General features: G+C 73.8%; 15 protein-coding genes. 8 read left to right on the top strand and 7 right to left on the bottom strand.

Annotation, left to right across the window (positions count from 1 at the left end; all coding sequences use genetic code 11):
* Positions 1–10 precede the first annotated feature (10 nt).
* On the top strand, positions 11–436 hold the full coding sequence (locus ACFIF2_RS21005) for a hypothetical protein (protein ID WP_395574722.1): 426 nt from the start codon (positions 11–13) through the stop codon (positions 434–436).
* A 421-nt stretch (positions 437–857) separates the two neighbouring features.
* Positions 858–1523: a fascin domain-containing protein gene (locus tag ACFIF2_RS21000; protein ID WP_395574855.1), complete on the top strand. Its 666-nt coding sequence runs from the start codon at positions 858–860 to the stop codon at positions 1521–1523.
* A gap of 92 nt (positions 1524–1615) precedes the next feature.
* On the opposite strand, the gene ACFIF2_RS20995 is transcribed toward ACFIF2_RS21000, so the two are convergent.
* Both ACFIF2_RS20995 and ACFIF2_RS20990 read right to left on the bottom strand, forming a co-directional pair.
* On the bottom strand, positions 1616–2158 hold the full coding sequence (locus ACFIF2_RS20995; protein ID WP_395574854.1) for a TetR/AcrR family transcriptional regulator: 543 nt from the start codon (positions 2156–2158) through the stop codon (positions 1616–1618).
* Positions 2159–2180: 22 nt separating this feature from the next.
* Positions 2181–3017: an alpha/beta fold hydrolase gene (locus ACFIF2_RS20990; protein WP_395574721.1), complete on the bottom strand. Its 837-nt coding sequence runs from the start codon at positions 3015–3017 to the stop codon at positions 2181–2183.
* Positions 3018–3154: 137 nt separating this feature from the next.
* Here ACFIF2_RS20990 and ACFIF2_RS20985 point away from each other — a divergent pair, with 137 nt between their 5' ends.
* Together ACFIF2_RS20985 and ACFIF2_RS20980 are read left to right on the top strand one after the other, a co-directional pair.
* Entirely contained in the window at positions 3155–3565 is a 411-nt protein-coding gene (locus tag ACFIF2_RS20985; protein WP_395574720.1) for a hypothetical protein, read from the top strand.
* Between the two features lie 164 nt (positions 3566–3729).
* Positions 3730–4371, top strand: a complete 642-nt coding sequence (locus ACFIF2_RS20980) for a DNA alkylation repair protein (protein WP_395574853.1) — start codon at positions 3730–3732, stop codon at positions 4369–4371.
* Between the two features lie 107 nt (positions 4372–4478).
* Here the strand turns inward: ACFIF2_RS20980 and ACFIF2_RS20975 are convergent, their stop codons facing one another.
* Positions 4479–5444: a pirin family protein gene (locus ACFIF2_RS20975; protein ID WP_395574719.1), complete on the bottom strand. Its 966-nt coding sequence runs from the start codon at positions 5442–5444 to the stop codon at positions 4479–4481.
* Between the two features lie 142 nt (positions 5445–5586).
* On the opposite strand from ACFIF2_RS20975, the gene ACFIF2_RS20970 reads away from it, so the two are divergent.
* Positions 5587–5934, top strand: a complete 348-nt coding sequence (locus ACFIF2_RS20970; RefSeq protein ID WP_395574718.1) for a tetratricopeptide repeat protein — start codon at positions 5587–5589, stop codon at positions 5932–5934.
* 64 nt (positions 5935–5998) lie between these two features.
* Here ACFIF2_RS20970 and ACFIF2_RS20965 read toward each other — a convergent pair whose 3' ends face one another.
* Positions 5999–7420: a PepSY-associated TM helix domain-containing protein gene (locus ACFIF2_RS20965; RefSeq protein WP_395574717.1), complete on the bottom strand. Its 1422-nt coding sequence runs from the start codon at positions 7418–7420 to the stop codon at positions 5999–6001.
* Between the two features lie 141 nt (positions 7421–7561).
* Here ACFIF2_RS20965 and ACFIF2_RS20960 point away from each other — a divergent pair, with 141 nt between their 5' ends.
* A complete protein-coding gene (locus tag ACFIF2_RS20960) occupies positions 7562–8218 on the top strand; it encodes a peptide deformylase (RefSeq protein ID WP_395574716.1) in 657 nt (218 codons plus the stop codon).
* Positions 8219–8498: 280 nt separating this feature from the next.
* Here the strand turns inward: ACFIF2_RS20960 and ACFIF2_RS20955 are convergent, their stop codons facing one another.
* Positions 8499–9935 carry a dihydrolipoyl dehydrogenase family protein gene (locus tag ACFIF2_RS20955; protein ID WP_395574715.1) on the bottom strand — a complete coding sequence of 479 codons (1437 nt, stop codon included), beginning with the start codon at positions 9933–9935 and terminating at the stop codon, positions 8499–8501.
* 121 nt (positions 9936–10056) lie between these two features.
* Between ACFIF2_RS20955 and trxA the strand changes: the two genes are divergently transcribed.
* Entirely contained in the window at positions 10057–10464 is a 408-nt protein-coding gene (gene trxA, locus ACFIF2_RS20950) for a thioredoxin (RefSeq protein ID WP_395574714.1), read from the top strand.
* Between the two features lie 46 nt (positions 10465–10510).
* On the opposite strand, the gene ACFIF2_RS20945 is transcribed toward trxA, so the two are convergent.
* Together ACFIF2_RS20945 and ACFIF2_RS20940 are read right to left on the bottom strand one after the other, a co-directional pair.
* Positions 10511–11545 (bottom strand): LacI family DNA-binding transcriptional regulator, encoded by a 1035-nt coding sequence (locus ACFIF2_RS20945; protein ID WP_395574713.1) that lies wholly within the window; start codon positions 11543–11545, stop codon positions 10511–10513.
* A 112-nt stretch (positions 11546–11657) separates the two neighbouring features.
* Complete coding sequence (locus ACFIF2_RS20940; RefSeq protein WP_395574712.1) at positions 11658–12347, bottom strand: TetR/AcrR family transcriptional regulator; 690 nt, start codon at positions 12345–12347, stop codon at positions 11658–11660.
* 145 nt (positions 12348–12492) lie between these two features.
* Between ACFIF2_RS20940 and ACFIF2_RS20935 the strand changes: the two genes are divergently transcribed.
* Entirely contained in the window at positions 12493–13056 is a 564-nt protein-coding gene (locus ACFIF2_RS20935; protein ID WP_395574711.1) for an NAD(P)H-dependent oxidoreductase, read from the top strand.
* Positions 13057–13099 lie beyond the last annotated feature (43 nt).

Raw genomic sequence — 13099 nt, 5'->3', positions numbered from 1 at the left:
AGGAGTTCTCATGCGTCTGCCCGTCGAACTCAGGCACATCGCCCCACGACTGGCCACCGGGGCCTTCATCCTCAACTCGGGCCTGTCGAAGCGGAACGCCGATGAGCAGACCGCTGCCATGCTGCACGGAATGGCGAAGAACACCTATCCGTTCCTCGACAAGCTGCAGCCCGCGACCTTCGCCCGCCTCCTGTCCGCCGGTGAGATCGCGCTCGGTGCCGCGCTGCTGCTGCCGGTCGTGCCGACGGCCGTGGCCGGGGCCGGCCTGACCGCGTTCTCGGCGGGGCTGGTGGGCCTGTACCTGCGCACCCCCGGCATGCGCGAGGAGGGCGGGCTGCGCCCGACCCAGGAGGGTACGGCCCTGGCCAAGGACACCTGGCTGCTCGGGATCGGCGTCGGATTCGTGGTCGACGGAGTGACGCGCGGCAGCCGCTGACCGCGCGGATCCACCGAGCGCGGCGGACCCGGGACGCGGCCCCGAAGGTAACGAGAAGTTGCTCCGGCATTAACGGAGAACCGCGGAATGCGTAATGCACGGTGATGGCGATCAAAAGCCGTCGAATTACTCACTGATCACTGCCGGAACGCACGTCGCGTCACTATGCTGAAGCCGCTTCGCCGGATGGGCGGAGCGGCTGCTCACGCGTCCGGGGAGGGGCGCGGAAAGCAGTGGTCGGGGGGTGCGGAGAAATCCGGGGGATGACGTCGCCGTTCTGGAGTCTTTCGCGCTGTGCGCGATGTCGGCTTTCGTGCCGAGGACGTCCCGGAAAGGCGGGCGAAAACCCGTCGCGAGTCCCGTTCGTCGTCTCGCCGCCCCGGTTCCGTTTGACGAGAGTTGAGGAAACCCTGTGAGACGCATGACCTCCGTCCTGCTGTCCCTGACCGCCGTGCTGGCGGCCTCCGCGGTGGCCGCGCCCGCCGCCCTGGCCGCACCGGGCGCCGACCGGCCGGCCGCCGTACCCGCCGGATGGGAGGCGGTGGACGCCGCCGACCTGGCGCGGATCGGCGCGGAGCCGGACGCCCGGCGGGCCCCGCTCGCCGCCGGGGAGGATGCCTCCGCCGCGGCCGAGGAGCCCGAGCTGCTGGCCCTGCAGTCGGCCCGCAACGGCCGCTTCGTGGCCACCGAGGTGAACTACGCCGCGCCGAACACCGGTGTGCTGCGGGCGCGTTCCGCCGAGTTCGGCGGCTCCTGGGAGGGCTTCGCCTTCGAGTGGGACGAGGCCTCCGAGACCTACGCCCTGAGGTCGCTGGCGAACGACCGCTACATCGCGGTGGAGAAGAACTACACCGGCAGCGCGCAGAACGTGCTGCGCGCCCGTTCCACGAGCGTGGGCGGCTGGGAGCGGTTCGTCCTCTACTACAACGAGGGCCTGGACCGCTGGGCGCTCCAGTCCACGCTGAACGGCCTGTTCGTCACCATGGAGAACGGCTACACCGGATCGCTGCAGTACGCGCTGCGCGCCCGCTCGGCCGAGATCACCGGTTCCTGGGAGGAGTTCACCCTCTACGGCATCGGCGCCTGAGGTCTGAGGCCTGACGTCTGACGCCCTGCGGGGAGAACCGCCGGTGCCCGCCGTGGAGTGGGCACCGGCGGGTTCCCCGGAACAGAGGAGCCTCACCCGCGCGCACCGGCGCGCAGGCCCCGGTCGGCGAAGGCGATCAGCCACTCGAAGCTCTCGTCCACGTCGGCGCTCCACTGGAAGCCGCCACCCGCCTGCAGCGTGGCGAAGCCGTGGCAGAGGCTGCGGAGCATCCGCAGCGCGTGGTCCACGTCCGCCCCGTCGATGTCGTAGCCGCGCAGGACGGCCGTGAACGCGTCGAGCAGCCGCCTTCCCGCGACGGCCATCGGGTCGTCCGGGCCGGTCGGCTCCACGCCGATCGTCGCGGCGTACCGGCCGGGGTGCTCGACGACGAAGGCCCGGAAGGCGCGCGCCGCCGCCGCCAGGGCGTCGCGGCCCGCGTACCCCTGGACCGCGCGGCCGACGGCATCGGCGGCCTCGCCCAACGCCAGGGCCGCGATACGGCGGTTGAGATCCTCCTGACCGGCCACGTGCTTGTACAGGGACGGGGTGCGCACACCCAGCCGCTCGGCCAGCAGGCCCATGGTCAGACCGGTCAGGCCCACTTCGTCGGCGAGGGCGGCGCCGGCCGCGACCACGGCCGCCGGGTCCAGTCCCGCCCTAGGCACGGGTGGCCTCCGAGCCGAGGAAGGCGAGCAGGAGCGAGACCACCCGGTCGGGGAACTGGTCGTGCGGGTAGTGTCCGGCGCCCTCGATCATCTCCAGGCGTCCGAGGCCGGGCCGCAGGGCCGCCACGATCGCCGAGCCCTCGGCGTGCGGGTCGGCCCAGTCGGGGTCGAGCGTGCCCATCACGACCAGGACCGGGCAGCGGACGTCGCCGAGCCGGGCGCCGGCGTCGGTCGGGGCGCTGCGGCCCATGGCCTGCATGGCCTTCATGCGGCCCGGCTCGCGCATGAGGGCGTCGACGCGGCCGAGCCGCTCGGCCCAGTCGACCGGCTTGGGACCGGGGTAGGCCACGTCGAGGTACGAGCGCCACAGCGGCACACTGCCGAGCGCGGCGGTGCCGAGCAGCCGCAGCATGCCCTGCCGGAAGCGCCTGACGCGCAGGTCACCGAGGCGGATCGACTGCTTGCGGGTGAAGGGGGCCAGCTCGACGACCGCGGTGACCAGCGAGGGCTCCTGGGCCGCGGCGATGGTGGCGGCGCCGCCGGAGACCGAGTGTCCGACGAGCACGGCCGGGCCGCCCAGGTGGCGGATCACGGCGAGCAGGTCGCCGGCGAGGGCCGTGCGGCTCCAGGCCGGCCAGTCGACGCCGGACTCGCCGCAGCCGCGCAGGTCGACCGAGGCCACCCGGTACCCCGCCGCGACCAGGGGCGGGACCACGGCACGGTAGGCGGCGCGGCTGTCGCCCATGCCGTGCGCGAGGACGACGAGCGGGCCGGAGCCCGCGACCTCGTAGGCGATCGTGCCGCCGTCGACGGTCAGGTACTCGGTCATGAGGACCCCTCTCCCAGTTCGGCTAATATCATTAGCCATAAGCTAACGTCATTAACCAGAGCTGTCAACGGCGAAGGACGGGGGCGTCGCCGCGTTTCTCCCCCCGCCCGCTGGTAACCCGTGCGGGGCACCCCCACATGGACGAGGTGAGAACCATGCTGGTGCTGGGTCTGCTGCTCATGGCGGGCGCCGCCGCCTTCACGGGGTTGCTGATCGCGGACAACCTCTCCGGCGGTCCTGACTACACGGTCAGCCTGCTCGGGAGCGAGCCGTTCACGATCAGCACGCTCGGGGCGTTCCTCGCCGGTATCGCCCTGACCCTGATCTTCGGTCTGGGCATGTGGATGCTGCTGGCCGGAACCGTGCTGGCGCGCCACCGCGGCAAGAAGCGCCGCAGGGACCGGGAGATCGCCAGGCGGGCCACCGCGGAGCGCGACGAGCTGTCCGCTCACTCGGGGGGTGAGGGCAGCCGCACCGCGGACGGGGCGGAGGGCCGGCGCCCCACGGGCACCCACCGGCCGCAGTGGCTCCGGCCGCACACTCACTGACGACCCACACAGCCACTGACGGCCCGCACACAGCCACCGAAACGGCCGACGGTCCGTCCGCCTGGGTAGGCTGAACGCCGCACGTGAACGGCACGTGATCGGCGGAGCCCATCGGCAGGAGGCGGGACGTGGCCGGGACGACGGCGACGACGGTGGCCGAGGTGATGGCCGAGTTGGCGGGACTCGAGGACGCGAAGGCGCGGGCCGTGAACGAGCGCCACGGCGACGACCACGGAGTGAACCTGGGCAAGTTGCGCGCGCTCGCGAAGCGGCTCGGGACGCGGCAGGAACTCGCGTACGGACTCTGGGAGACGCAGGACACCGCGGCGAGGCTGCTGGCGCTCCTCATCTGCCGCCCGAAGGCTTTCACACGGGACGAACTGGACGCCATGGTGCGCGAGGGACGCCCGCCCAAGGTGCACGACTGGCTCGTGAACTACGTGGTGAAGAAGAGCCCGCACGCCGACGAGCTGCGCCTGGCCTGGATGGAAGATCCCGACCCGGTGGTCGCCGGTGCCGGCTGGGCCCTGACCACCGAACGCGTGGCGAAGAAGCCCGAGGGCCTCGACCTCGCGGGGCTGCTCGACGTCATCGAGGCCGAGATGAAGGACGCCCCGGCCCGCCTCCAGTGGGCGATGAACCACTGCCTGGCCCGGATCGGCATCGACCACGCCGAGCACCGGGCCCGTGCGATCGGCATCGGCGAGCGCCTGGAAGTGCTCAAGGACTACCCGACCTCCCCGGGCTGCACGTCACCGTTCGCGCCCGCCTGGATCGCCGAGATGGTGCGCCGCGAGGCCGGGTGAGTCCCTCGCCGGCCACGAGCAGGCGGTCGCCCTGTCCCGGCGGATCGAGCGGGCCCTGGACGCCTGGCGGATGGCACAGCGCGACGCCCGTCGGCCGTCCTCGCGGATCAGCGCACCCTTCCGCGCGGCTTCAGCGGCACCGCGGGCAGCGAAGGAGCGGGCAGCGGGGCCCCGTCGTAGCCCTTGACCTCCCCGAACCGCGTGCCCTCCATCCAGTCCCGGCGCGCCTGTTCGATCTCCTCCTGGGAGCGTCCGATCCAGTTCCAGAACATGATCAGCTCCTCGTCGAAGGGCTCGCCGCCCAGGAGCATCAGGCCCGCGTCCGTGTCGGCGCGCAGGGGCAGTTCGTCGCGGCCGCAGCCGAGGTAGAGCATCGAGCCCGGCACCAGGGGCACGCCGTCGACGTGGGCCTCGCCGGTCATGGACAGGACGGCGTACTCGAAGTCCCGTTCCAGCGGCAGGCGTACGTCCGTGCCGCCGGCCAGGGTCAGGTCGACGCCGACGAGGGGTGTGTACGTCGTTCCCGGCGAGGTGGTGCCGTCGAGGGTGCCCAGGAGCAGGGTGGCCGTGAGGCCGGGGGCGGTGACCCGCGGCAGCTCGGCGTGGAACTCGAAGCGCGGGTCCGTGTGGCGGTCGGAGTCCGGGAGGGCGACCCACAGTTGGGCGCCGTGCAGGAGGCGGGCGTGGGAGCGCGGGCTCTCCTCGGAATGGCTGATCGCGCGGCCCGAGGTCATCAGGCCCAGCTGGCGCGGCCGGATCGTCTGGAGGCTGCCGGTGGAGTCGCGGTGCAGCACCTCGCCCTCGTGCAGCCAGCTGACGGTCTGCAGGCCCATGTGCGGGTGCGGCGGCACCTGCATGCCGGGCTCGTCGGCGATGTCGTCGGGACCGTAGTGGTCGACGAAGCACCAGGCGCCGACCATGCGGCGGCCCAGGTTGGGCAGCAGGCGGCGGACCTCGGTGGACTCGCCGAGCTTGACGTGGCGGGGACTGAGGAGTTCCCGCACGGGCTCCGCCACCACGAAGCCGCGGCCGCCGCACAGGCTGGGAACGGCCTCGCGATCAAGATTGCTCATGCCGCCCAACCTAGCCCCGCACGGCCCTGCCCGTCAGACCCTCCCCCGGCCGTCACCCTCACGGACAGCGGCGCGGCACCCCCGCCAGGTCGTGGAATGTTCAACCATCCCGCGTGGTTGCACACGCCGAAGGAGGTCACGAGTGGACACGAAGTACTACGACCACGGAACGCCGACGGAGCGCTGGGAGCGCGCGCGGATGTTCTTCGACGCCAAGGACTACGCCGCCGCCGCGCGCGTCCTGAGCGGGCTGGTCGGGGAGGTGCCCGAGCAGACCGGCCCCCGGCTGCTGCTGGCCCGCGCCTACTACCACTCGGCCCAGCTGCGGCGCGCGGAGGCCGAACTGCGGGTCGTCGTGGAGCGCGACCCCGTCGAGCACTACGCCCGGCTGATGCTGGGGCGCACCCTCGAACGGCAGGGACGGCAGGAGGAGGCCGACGCCCAGTTGCGGATCGCCGCCGCGCTGGCGGGGGACTTCGCCGGGAACTGAGCGACGGCGTCACCGCGGGCGGTGGGTACGGCAGCGTACCCACCGCCCGCCTCGCTTCCGCGCGTCAACGCTTCGCGGTCGCGCCGCCCCCGCCGTACGTCCGCCGTCCCCGGCGGTGGGCGATCTCGCCGAGTACGACGTCGACCGCGACGAACGCGACCAGCGGTATGCCGAGCAGCGGCACGAAGTAGCCGAGCACGGCGACCGCCGCCAGCAGCGGTACGAGGAGCGGCGGCGGCACCTGCTGCCACGCGCCGCGCGGGACCGGACGCCCGAAGGCCGAACCCCGGCCGCGCTGCCACCACATGCGGTAGCCCCAGACGATGAGCAGGATCAGGGAGGCGGCCAGCAGCATCAGGGCGATCTGGTTGGGCAGGCCGAACAGGCTGCCCGTGTGGAGGTCGATGCCCCAGCGGCTGAGCTTGGCGAGCACCGGGTAGTCGTCGAAGCGGAGCACGTCGGTGACCTCGCCCGTCGCCGGGTCCACGGCGGCCGCGTCCTGCTTCTCGGGCCAGCTGCGCTGCACCTGCTTGACGACGTAGGCGGACGACGCGTCGGCGGGCGGGACGATCTCCACGGGGTCGCCCAGGCCCTCGGCGCGCGCGGCGGCGAGGATCCTGTCCAGGCCGACCCCGTGCGCGGCGTCCCCGCCCGCACCCGACGCGGCGCCGTGGCCCCCGTGCTCGCCGCCGCCGGCCGACGCCGTCACGGACGGGGTGGTCTGGCCGAGCTGGACGCGCAGTTCCTCGATGTTGGCGCCTGCGTACGTCGACCAGGTCAGGCCGGTCGCCGAGAGGAAGACGAACCCGGCCGCGGCCCAGGCGCCGACCGTGCCGTGCAGGCCCAGGGTGCGGCGCCGTCCGCCGGTGCCGCGCAGCTTGCGCCGGGCCCGGCGGCGGGAGAACCACAGCACCAGGCCGCCGCCCGCGATCACCCACAGCCAGCTGGCGGCGAACTCGCTGTACAGACGGCCCGGTTCTCCCAGGTGCAGGTCCCGGTGGAACTCGTCGATCCAGGTGCGCAGGGGCAGGGCCCCGGTCGAGCCGTACTGTTCGAGGGCGCCGCGCACCTGCGCGGTGTAGGGGTCGACGAAGACCGCGAGCGTGTGGTCCGCGTCGACGCCCTCGACGCCGGACAGCATCACCCTCGTGGTGGCGTCGTCCTCGGGCGAGGGGCGTACGGCCGAGACGGTGCCCTCGGGGTGGGCCCGGCGGGCGGCGGCGACCTGCTCGGAGACCGGCAGCTTGCTCTCGCCCACCTCGGGGACGGTCAGTTCGTGGGCGTAGACCAGCTTCTCGGCCTGGAACGAGGCGGCGTAGAGGAAGCCGGTGGCCGCCGCGACCAGCAGGAACGGGGCCACGAACAGACCGGCGTAGAAGTGCAGGCGCAGGACGAGCGGGCGCAGGGGGGACCATCTGCCGGGCCGGGGTGGCGGCGTGGCCGCTTCTGGGGCCTCTTCCGTCGGGGTCGGGGAGGTCGTGGTCATCGGGGGTGCTCCCGGGGGCGTCGTGGGGACGGGGTGGTCCCAGAGGTCGCAGCGGGTGCGCGCCGGGTTCCGGGGCGCTGCCGTGGCGTGCGTCACACCGTTGGTGGGGGGCGGTGCTGCGTGCCGTGTCATCCTGGCGGGATGGGAACTCCGAGTGACCGCAAGCCGCTTGCCGAGCGGGTCGAGGAACTGCTCGCGGCGGACGGGCCGTTGCCGATCGTCGAGGCCGGTGATCCGGTGCTGCGTCGGGTGGCCGAGCCCTTCGAGGGGCAGTTGGAGCCCTCGTTGCTGACGCGGTTCGTCGAGGCGCTGCGCCTCACCATGCGTGCGGCGCCGGGTGTCGGCCTGGCCGCGCCGCAGGTGGGGGTGGGGCTCAGGATCGCGGTGATCGAGGACCCGGCGCCGGTGCCGGACGAGGTGCGGGTGGCGCGGGGGCGGGTTCCCCAGCCGTTCCGGGTGCTGGTCAATCCGTCGTACGAGCCGGTCGGGGGCGCGCGGGCCGCGTTCTACGAGGGGTGTCTGAGCGTGCCGGGATGGCAGGCGGTGGTGGCGCGGCACGCCGAGGTGCGGTTGCTGGCGCGGGACGAGCACGGGCGGGCGGTGGACGAGGTGTTCACGGGGTGGCCGGCGCGGATCGTGCAGCACGAGACGGATCATCTCGACGGTGTGCTGTATCTGGACCGGGCTCAGACGCGGTCGCTGGCGTCGAGTCGGGCGATGGCGGAGCGGTGGGGGCAGGTGACGCCGGAGCGGGCGGCTGGGGAGCTGGGGTTCGAGCTGCCGGGGTCGGCGGGCTGAGCTTGGCGGGGTGCGGGGCGTTGGCGCGGGCGGGGGTGGGGGTGGGTGACGCGGCCCGGCGTGGCGGGGTGCGGGGCGGAGGCGCGGGCGGGGGGCGTGACGCGGCCCGGCGTCGCGGGGTGCGGGGCGTTGGCGCGGGCGGGGGTGGGTGACGCGGCCCGGCGTCGCGGGGTGCCGCTGCGCCCACCCGTGCCGCCCCAGCGGCACGACTGCCCGCAGCTACCGGGGGGGGCAGTCGGCGGCCTGCGGCTGGGGCGGGTGGGGTGGCTGCTGGTTGGGGTCAGTTGTCGCGGTAGGCCTCCAGGAGTCTCAGCCAGACCTCGCTGATCGTCGGGTAGGACGGGACCGCGTGCCACAGGCGGCTGACGGGGACCTGGGCGGCGACGGCGACGGTCGCGGAGTGGATCAGTTCGCCGACGCCGGGGCCGACGAAGGTGACGCCGCGGACGATCTCGTCCTCCAGGTCGACCACCATGCGGGCGCGCCCCTTGTATCCGTCGCCGTACAGGCTCGCGCCGGCCACCGTCGCGAGGTCGACGTCCACGGCGCGGACGCGGTGCCCGGCCTGCTCGGCCTCGGCGAGGGTGAGGCCGACGGACGCCGCCTCGGGGTCGGTGAACACCACCTGGGGGACGGCGTCGTGGTCGGCGGTCGCGGCGTGCGCGCCCCACGGGTCGGACTCCAGGATCGGCACCCCGGACGCGCGGGCGGCGATGGCCGCGCCCGCGACGCGCGCCTGGTACTTGCCCTGGTGGGTGAGGAGCGCGCGGTGGTTGACGTCGCCGACGGCGTAGAGCCAGTCGTGGCCCTCCACGCGGAGGCTGTCGTCGACGGTGAGCCAGGAGCCGGGTTCCAGCCCGACGGTCTCCAGGCCGAGGTCGCCGGTGCGGGGGAAGCGGCCGGTGGCGAAGAGGATCTCGTCGGCCTCCAGGCGGTCACCGGTGTCGGTGACGGCGACGACGGTGCCGTCCTCGCGGGTGACGGACTCGACGGAGGTCCCGGTGCGGATGTCGACGCCGGCCTCGGTGAGGGCCTCGGCGACCAGTTCGCCGGCGAACGGCTCCATGCGGGCGAGCAGGCCCTCGGTGCCGCGCACCAGCAACGTCACCCGGGAGCCGAGGGCCTGCCAGGCCGTGGCCATCTCGACGGCGACGACCCCGCCGCCGACCACGATGAGCCTGCCGGGGGCGCTCTCGGCGCTGGTGGCCTCCCTGCTGGTCCAGGGACGCACCTCGGCGAGGCCGGGCAGGCCGGGCAGCGCGGCGCCGCTGCCGGTGCAGACGGCGACGGCGTGCCGGGCGGTCAGCGTCCGGCGGGTGCCGTCGGGCGCGGTCACCTCCACCGTGCGCGGCCCGGCGAGCCGCCCCTGACCGCGGTACAGATCGGCCCCGATGCCCTCCAGCCACTGGACCTGGCCGTCGTCCTTCCAGTGGGAGGTGAACCCGTCGCGGCGGGCGAGGACCGCGGCGGTGTCGAGGGGTTCGCGCGCCGAGCGGTCGAGTCCGGGCAGGCGGCGGGCGTCCGCGCGGGCGAGGACGGGGCGCAGCAGGGCCTTGCTGGGCATGCAGGCCCAGTAGGAGCATTCGCCGCCGACCAGTTCGCTCTCCACGATCGCGGTGGACAGTCCGGCCGCGCGGGTGCGGTCGGCGACGTTCTCCCCGACGGGGCCCGCGCCGATCACGACGACGTCGTAAGCGATGGAATCCGATTGCGTCATGGGGCCAGTCTGGTGGGTGGTGTGCGGCGTGGCCACATGGGTACGTGCGCGGAATACCCACCAGGTCGGCGGTGTTGTGCCGACGGCCAACGCCCCCGGACCCAGGAAGAGGGATCACGCCATGACCAGCACCGTGGAACTCACCAAGGAGAACTTCGACCAGACGGTCACGGACAACGAGTTCGTCCTGATCGACTTCTGGGCGGCCTGGTGCGGTCCGTGCCGTCAGTTCGCCCCGGTCTACGAGAAGGCGGCCGAGGCCAACCCCGACCTGGTGTTCGGCAAGGTGGACACCGAGGCCCAGCCGGAGCTGGCGCAGGCCTTCGGCATCCAGTCGATCCCGACGCTGATGATCGTGCGGGACCAGGTGGCGGTGTTCGCGCAGCCGGGCGCGCTGCCCGAGGATGCGCTGACGGACGTCATCGGCCAGGCGCGGAAGCTGGACATGGACGAGGTCCGCAAGGCGGTCGCCGAGCAGCAGGCGCAGGCCGGGGGCCAGTCCGGGCAGGCCGGGCAGGACGCTCAGTAGTCAGGCCGGTCGGGACGGCCGGTGGGCAGCGCGCGCGGCCGGCCGGTCAGCTCGACTCCCGGTGCACCACCGCGGTGCCCAGCACCTCGTGCCGCTCGGGTGCGGCGCCGGGGTCCTGGACCGCGCGGTCGACGAGCGCGGCCAGGTCGCGGCCGGAGGGCAGTTCCAGGCGGACCGTGCTCAGGCGGGGCCTGAGCAGGCGGCCCAGCATCAGGTCGTCGGCGCCGATGACGGCCGCGTCGCCGGGGATCTCCAGGCCCTCGTCCTGGAAGGCACGCATCAGCAGCATCGCGTACTCGTCGTTGTACGCGAAGACCGCGTCGAGGCCGAGCGAGCGCCAGCGGGCGGCCAGCCGGGCGGCGTCCCGCTCCTCGTAGGCGAGGGGCAGTGCGGTGACGGTGGCGTCGGTGCCGCGCACGGCGCGGCGGGCGCCGTCGAGGCGCGGTGCCGAGAAGATCTCCAGGCCGTCCTCCGCCGGGACGACGACGCCGATCCGGCGCCGTCCGCGGTCGTGGAGGTGGCGGGCCGCGGCGTGGCCGACGGTCTCGTGGTCCATGATCAGGGCGTGGGCCCCCTCGACGGCCTCGGGGCCGAGGGTGAGGACCGCCCGGGCACCCGCACGCTTGAGGACCTCGACGCCCGCCGGACCCGGTCCGGGGCCGGGTACGAGGACGGCGACCGGACGGAGTTCGGCCCAGGCGCGGGCCGCGTCGTCGCCGTGCAGGCCGACGCTTCCGTACTGCACGACCGTGTAGTCGAGGCGGCCCAGGGCCCACTGCAGTTCGCTGAGGAAGCCGCTGTAGAGCGGGCCGGCGGGGAAGGACGGCGCGGGCATCAGGACCGTGCGGCTGTGCCCGGCGCGCAGGGAGCGGGCGGCGGCGTGCGGGACGTATCCCAGCTCCCTGGCGGCCTCGTGGACGCGGCGGCGGGTGGGTTCGCTGATCCGGACGGCGCCGCTGTTGTTGAGGACGTAGGAGACGGTCGCGCGCGAGACGCCGGCCAGGCGGGCCACATCGGCGCTCGTGGGAACGGAGCGCGGTGCGAGGGACTCGGGGGCGGGCGGTTTCGGTATCTGCACCATGACGTACGGCATCTTGGCAGAGGGCCGGTCCGGGGCGGCGGGCGGGGCGAGGGCCGTACGGACCACACGACCGCCCGGACCGGATGCGCCGGACGGCCCGGGCGGACCGGCGTCAGGGCGCGGCGGTCCCCGGCTCGGCCGGGGTCTCGGTGCGGGTCACCCGGGCGACCAGGTCCATCCAGCCCGCCCGCAGCCGCTCCGGCGGCACCCCGCACTGCTCGGTGAGGTGGTGGACCAGGGCGGCGTCGAGGTAGGCCATGAGGGTGTGCGAGAGCAGTTCGCTGTCCGCGTCCGGGGCCGCCTGCCGCAGCAGCAGGGCGACGTGGCCCCGCAGGAAGCGGCGCGGTGCGGACGTGTAGCGGCGCTCCGCGCTGGGTTCGGCGGCCAGTTGCAGTTCCAGTTCGTCGATGGAGCGGCGCAGCATCGCGCAGCCGAAGGCGCGCAGCCGCTCGACGGGCGGCGCTCCGGGCCCCAGGGGCGGCGGGCCGCCGAGGAGGGCGGCCTGGAACTTCTTCTCGGAGTGGTCGAGCAGGGCCATGAGCAGGCCGGTGCGGTCACCGAAGCGGCGGAAGACCGTGCCCTTGCCCACCGAGGCCGCCGCGGCCACCGCCTCCATGGTGACGCCGGCCGCGCCGTGCTCGGCGACCAGCCGTGCGGCGGCCTCCAGCAGCCGGGCCCGGTTGCGGGCGGCGTCGGCGCGCAGGCAGGGCTCGTCCTCCTCGGTCCCCGTGCCGAGCTGCAGCAGTTCGGGCGGGCCGGCGGTCTCCTCGGGGTTCGGGAAGGGCGGCAGGGCGGCGGACATGAAGCCAGCGTAAAGCATCGGGAAGAGAACTGGACCGCGGTCCGTTTAGGATGTTAGAAATTAAACGGACCCCGGTCCGGATCGTTACGGCAGTGTTTCAGCAGCGTCTGCCCCCGCAGCGTCTGCTCCGTCAGTGGGAGTACTCATGTCTGTCCGCATCCTTGCCCTCGTCGGCAGCCTTCGCGCCGGTTCGCACAACCGTCAGCTCGCCGAGGCGGCCGCCAGGTTCGCGCCGGAGGGCGCCGAGGTGGAGATCTTCGAAGGGCTGGCCGACATCCCCTTCTACAACGAGGACGTCGACGTCGAGGGCAGCGTCCCGGCCGCCGCCGCGAAGCTGCGCGAGGCCGCCCGGGCCGCCGACGCCTTCCTGTACTTCTCGCCCGAGTACAACGGCACCATCCCGGCCGTCCTGAAGAACGCCATCGACTGGCTGTCCCGTCCGTACGGCGCGGGCGCCCTCGCCGGCAAGCCCGCCGCCGTCGTCGGCACCGCGTTCGGCCAGTACGGCGGCGTGTGGGCGCAGGACGACACCCGCAAGGCCGTGGGCATCGCCGGCGGCAAGGTGATCGAGGACCTCAAGCTGTCCATCCCGGGTTCCGTGACCCGTTTCGCCGAGACCCACCCGGCCGACGACGCCGAGGTCGCCGCCCAGCTGACCGAGGTCGTCGCCCGGCTGCACGGTCACGCCGACGAGGCCGTCGCCGCCTGACCCCCGCACCGCACGCCCCACGGGACCGCAGCCGCACAAGGCT

The sequence above is a fragment of the Streptomyces sp. BK79 genome (assembly GCF_044142145.1).
Taxonomy (GTDB): Bacteria; Actinomycetota; Actinomycetes; order Streptomycetales; family Streptomycetaceae; genus Streptomyces.
Note: the sequence above shows the minus strand (reverse complement) of the source record. Positions and strands in the feature narration are given on the sequence as shown.

Coding starts and splice junctions, on each gene's coding strand:
- ACFIF2_RS21005 (WP_395574722.1), top strand. CDS start 11: ATGCGTCTGCCCGTCGAACTCAGGCACATCGCCCCACGACTGGCCACC.
- ACFIF2_RS21000 (WP_395574855.1), top strand. CDS start 858: ATGACCTCCGTCCTGCTGTCCCTGACCGCCGTGCTGGCGGCCTCCGCG.
- ACFIF2_RS20990 (WP_395574721.1), bottom strand. CDS start 3,017: ATGACCGAGTACCTGACCGTCGACGGCGGCACGATCGCCTACGAGGTC.
- ACFIF2_RS20985 (WP_395574720.1), top strand. CDS start 3,155: ATGGACGAGGTGAGAACCATGCTGGTGCTGGGTCTGCTGCTCATGGCG.
- ACFIF2_RS20980 (WP_395574853.1), top strand. CDS start 3,730: ATGGCCGAGTTGGCGGGACTCGAGGACGCGAAGGCGCGGGCCGTGAAC.
- ACFIF2_RS20975 (WP_395574719.1), bottom strand. CDS start 5,444: ATGAGCAATCTTGATCGCGAGGCCGTTCCCAGCCTGTGCGGCGGCCGC.
- ACFIF2_RS20965 (WP_395574717.1), bottom strand. CDS start 7,420: ATGACCACGACCTCCCCGACCCCGACGGAAGAGGCCCCAGAAGCGGCC.
- ACFIF2_RS20960 (WP_395574716.1), top strand. CDS start 7,562: ATGGGAACTCCGAGTGACCGCAAGCCGCTTGCCGAGCGGGTCGAGGAA.
- ACFIF2_RS20955 (WP_395574715.1), bottom strand. CDS start 9,935: ATGACGCAATCGGATTCCATCGCTTACGACGTCGTCGTGATCGGCGCG.
- trxA (WP_395574714.1), top strand. CDS start 10,057: ATGACCAGCACCGTGGAACTCACCAAGGAGAACTTCGACCAGACGGTC.
- ACFIF2_RS20945 (WP_395574713.1), bottom strand. CDS start 11,545: ATGGTGCAGATACCGAAACCGCCCGCCCCCGAGTCCCTCGCACCGCGC.
- ACFIF2_RS20940 (WP_395574712.1), bottom strand. CDS start 12,347: ATGTCCGCCGCCCTGCCGCCCTTCCCGAACCCCGAGGAGACCGCCGGC.
- ACFIF2_RS20935 (WP_395574711.1), top strand. CDS start 12,493: ATGTCTGTCCGCATCCTTGCCCTCGTCGGCAGCCTTCGCGCCGGTTCG.